Annotated in this window: 3 protein-coding genes; 2 read left to right on the top strand and 1 reads right to left on the bottom strand. The window is 63.4% G+C overall.

Annotated elements, in window-relative coordinates:
• Window positions 1–224: 224 nt before the first annotated feature.
• Together Q1W26_RS11880 and Q1W26_RS11875 are read left to right on the top strand one after the other, a co-directional pair.
• Complete coding sequence (locus Q1W26_RS11880) at window positions 225–1,091, top strand: putative RNA methyltransferase (RefSeq protein WP_300440197.1); 867 nt, start codon at window positions 225–227, stop codon at window positions 1,089–1,091.
• Window positions 1,092–1,170: 79 nt separating this feature from the next.
• A complete protein-coding gene (locus Q1W26_RS11875) occupies window positions 1,171–2,583 on the top strand; it encodes an MBL fold metallo-hydrolase (RefSeq protein ID WP_300440195.1) in 1,413 nt (470 codons plus the stop codon).
• Window positions 2,584–2,646: 63 nt separating this feature from the next.
• Here the strand turns inward: Q1W26_RS11875 and Q1W26_RS11870 are convergent.
• On the bottom strand, window positions 2,647–3,407 hold a 761-nt coding region (locus Q1W26_RS11870; protein ID WP_300440192.1), incomplete at its 5' end, for a PEP-CTERM sorting domain-containing protein.

Raw genomic sequence — 3,407 nt, 5'->3', positions numbered from 1 at the left:
TCGTCCAGGTCAGCTACGGCGTGCTCAAGTCGGGGCAGACCTTCCAGCCAGGGCTCCATGGGGCTTGACGGGGATAACAGTATCTACCCGTCCTCCACGGGGCTTGACCGGGATAACAGTATCTACATCCAGCCCCTGCATGGCCCCCGAAACGGGCACGGCGCAAGCCTCTCTGCGGCTGTGGCATGATTGGCTGGATATCTCCACGCCAAGCCGCACCGTTCATGAACACCTCCCGCAACATCACGCCCTTCCAGGCACTGGCCTGCCCCCTCGACGGCGCCCCGCTGCAGCGCGACGCGTCCACCTGGCGCTGCGCCGCCGGCCACTGTTTCGACATTGCCAGCCAGGGTTACGCCAACCTGCTGCCGGTGCAGCAAAAACGCTCCCGCGATCCGGGCGACAGCAAGGAGATGGTCGCGGCCCGCCAGCGCTTTCTGAACGCCGGCTTCTATGAACCCATTGCCGCCGCCACGAGCCGCGCCGCGCTGGCCGACCTGCCCGCCAAGGCGCCGGCCAGCTGCCTCGACGCCGGCTGTGGCGAGGGCTACTACATGCGCCAGCTGGCCGCCGCCGCAAGCGCCAGCGGGCAAGCACTCGCGCTGCTCGGGCTGGATATTTCCAAGTGGGCGGTGCTTTCGGCCGCCAAACAGGACAAGCGGGCCAACTGGGTGGTGGGCAGCAACGCCAAGCTGCCGGTGCTGCCGGGCACGCTAGACCGGGTGCTGTGCATGTTCGGCTTTCCGGTGTACGCCGAGTTTGCCCGCGTGCTGAAGCCAGGCGGCCAGTTGCTGCAGGTGGATGCCGGGCCGGATCACCTGCGCGAACTGCGCGAAATCATCTACCCCACCCTGAAGCCGGAACGCGTTTCCGATACGCAGGCACCCGACGGCTTCACCCACCTTGCAACCGAAACCGTGCGCTATTCCGTCGACATTGCCGGCACCCAGCAGATTGCCGATCTGCTGGCGATGACTCCGCATCTCTACCGCGCCACCGCCGAGGGCCGGGCACGCGCCGCGGCGCTCACGGCGCTGTCGCTCACCGTGGACGTACGCCTCACGCGTTTCGGGCGCCAGGCCGGCCGCTAGGCGCGATCGACGCAGCGGCGGGCGTTGCAATCCGACCTGGCGGGGTCCATGCTGAATCAGGGTTGAAAAGGAGCTTGCCATGCGTATCTCTTTTTTCGGTGCAGCCGGAGAAGTCACGGGTTCCTGCACACTTGTCGAGACCGGCGACGTGCGTTTTCTGGTCGATTGCGGCATGTTTCAGGGCGGGCGCGAGGCCCGTTCAAAAAACCTGCGCGCGCTCAATTTCGGCTTTGATGTGCGCGACATCGACTTCGTGCTGCTCACCCACGCCCACATCGACCACTCGGGCCTGCTGCCCCGGCTGGGCGTGCTCGGGTTTCGCGGGCCGATCTACGCCACGCCGGCAAGCATCGATTTGCTCGAAGTGCTTTTGCTGGACAGCGCCCATATCCAGGAAAAGGAATCCGAATGGCAGCTCCGCCATCAGCATCGGCGCGGCAAGAATGGCGTGGGTATTCAACCGCCGCTGTACACGGTGATCGAGGCGCAATCGTCCCTCGGCCTGCTCAGGCCGGTGAATTACGGCGAAACGATTCATCCCGCCGAAAACATCAACGTCCGCTTCCATGACGCCGGCCACATTCTTGGCTCGTCGTGGCTGGAGGTGACGCTTGGCGGTGAAGGCCGGCCGCGCAAGCTGGTGTTTTCGGGCGACCTCGGCATGCGCAAGCGCCCGGTCTTGAACGACCCCGAAAAGGTGATCCCCGAGGCGGATGTGCTGCTCATCGAATCCACCTACGGCGACCGCCTGCACCGCCCGATGCCCGAAACCGAAGACGAGATCGTGGCCGCCATCGGACGCACCAATGCCTGCCACGGCAACCTGATCATTCCGTCGTTTGCGGTGGGACGCACCCAGGAAATCATCTACATCCTGGCCGACCTGGTACGCCGCGAGCGCCTCGCGCCGCTCAAGGTTTATGTGGATTCGCCCATGGCCAATGCGGCAACCCGGATCACCCTGGCGCATCCGGCCCTGCTCGACAGCGAAACCCGCGATCTGCTGGAGTGGATGGAGGCGCATCCGAACAAGATGAAGGTTGAATTCGTTGCCGACGTTGAAGGCTCCCGGGCCCTCAACCAGGTTCGCAGCGGCGCCATCATCATCTCGGCCAGCGGCATGTGCGACGCCGGTCGCATCAAATACCACCTGCGCGAAAACCTGCCGCGCAGCGAATGCAGCGTTCTCATCGCCGGCTTCCAGGCTTCCGGCTCCCTCGGCCGCCGTCTCGTCGACGGCACCCGGCTGGTCCATATCTTTGGCGAGCCCGTGCCGGTCAGGGCCCGCATCTATACCGTCGGCGGCCTCTCGGCCCACGCTGACCAGGCCGAGCTGATCAACTGGCTGCGCGGCTTGCACTCGCCCCCGCGGCACACCTTCGTGGTGCATGGAGAAGCCGCCGCCTCGAGTACATTCGCCCAGGCGCTCGATGAACAGCTCGGCTGGAAAAACGTCCGTCTGCCCCATCAGGGCGAGAGCGTGGAGATCTGAAACAACGCGCAAGCGCTGTGCCGCTGAACCGGGTTCGGTGGCACAGCGCTTGCGGCTCTGCGACTAGCGTGTGCTGCGCCTCTGGAAAGCGCCGCAGCCAAGACCGGCAAGAGCCAGGGCCAGCAAGCTCAGGGTGCCGGGCTCGGGCACGGCGGTCGGAGCCACGGGGCTTTGTACAGAAATTGTTCTGAGACCGGACGCAACGATATAGGCATCCCCCAGAACGAAGGACTTGATGGTGCTGCTATCCAGACTGAAGCCCCAGTTCTGCCCCCCGTTTTTTGCATTGGGCGTGGAGATTGACAGGAAGTGCTGGTCGATCAGGGTGTCGCTGCTGTCGTAAATCGCCATGTACGGGTTGCCGGAGCCGGGTGCGTAGTTCAAAAACGCCAGCACCGACGAAACCGGTGTATCAAAGGTGAATTTCATGTGCTGGCCGTGGTCGTTCGGATCATAGCCATAGTTCAGGCCGGCGTAGTTGAAGGCCTTGCCGTCCCACTGGCCATTCGCACCCAGGATATAAGGCGACACGCTCCAGCCATACGTCGAAAGCCCATAGGTCGATGTCCAGGTAAAACCATTTTCGCTTACCGGTGTGTTGCCATACTGTCCCAATGGCGAAATGGCATTGGCAACCGAGGTGCCGGCATCGATCGTATTCACCACCGCGGCATGCGAAAGGCATGAAGAGGCCAGCAAAATGGCGCCGGCCAGTGACTGGATGTGTTTCATGGGGAGCTCCTTGCTGAATTGAAAATCGTGGAAATATCCTGGCAATTCATCGGGAATCGGCCCCGGAATTGATGGTTTCTTGTGGTTCCACG

The sequence above is a fragment of the Zoogloea sp. genome, assembly GCF_030157465.1.
Classification (GTDB): Bacteria; Pseudomonadota; Gammaproteobacteria; order Burkholderiales; family Rhodocyclaceae; genus Zoogloea.
This window is presented reverse-complemented; position numbering and strand designations above follow the sequence as displayed.